Consider the following 603-nt stretch of genomic DNA (forward strand, 5'->3'; position numbering starts at 1 on the left):
CAGATGTTGCCGGTGCAGACCACGAGCACAGAGGCTCCCGGTGCCGGAGCGGCTCCCGGGGCGCCATCCGACGGGCCGCCGGCTGCGCCGCTCACCGCGCTCCGTGGAAGCGCTGCTGGGCCGCCTCCAGGCCGTCGGTGATGACGGCCTCCACGGCGTCCGCGGCGTCGGAGAGCAGGAACGGCAGCTCCTTGCGCTCGGTCGAGGAGAAGCCGCGCAGGACGAAGTCGGCGGGGTCCATGCGCCCCGGGGGGCGGCCGATGCCCACGCGCACCCGGACGTAGTCCTTGGTGCCCAGGGCCTTGCTGATGTCGCGCAGGCCGTTGTGCCCGCCCTCACCGCCGCCGCGCTTGAGCCTGACGGCGCCGGCGTCGATGTCGAGCTCGTCGTGGACGGCGATGACGCGCAGCGGGTCGACCCCGTAGAAGCGCGCCAGCCCGGCCGTCGGTCCGCCGGACTCGTTCATCCAGGACGCGGGCTTGGCCAGGACCACGCGCTGGCTGGAGGCGCCCGGGGGGCCGAGGCGCACCTCCGCGACGGCAGCGCGGTGCTTGGACGCCTTGAAGCCGGTGCGCAGCCGGGACGCGAGCTCGTCGACGACCA

Annotated in this window: 1 protein-coding gene; it reads right to left on the reverse strand. The window is 74.8% G+C overall.

Going from position 1 to position 603, the window contains the following annotated elements; genetic code table 11:
* Nucleotides 1-91: 91 nt before the first annotated feature.
* Nucleotides 92-603 (reverse strand): aminoacyl-tRNA hydrolase (pth, locus tag FHN55_RS21985; protein ID WP_139714543.1); only part of this gene is annotated, 512 nt, incomplete at its 5' end.

This window comes from Streptomyces sp. NP160 (assembly GCF_006335115.1).
GTDB lineage: Bacteria > Actinomycetota > Actinomycetes > Actinomycetales > Quadrisphaeraceae > Quadrisphaera.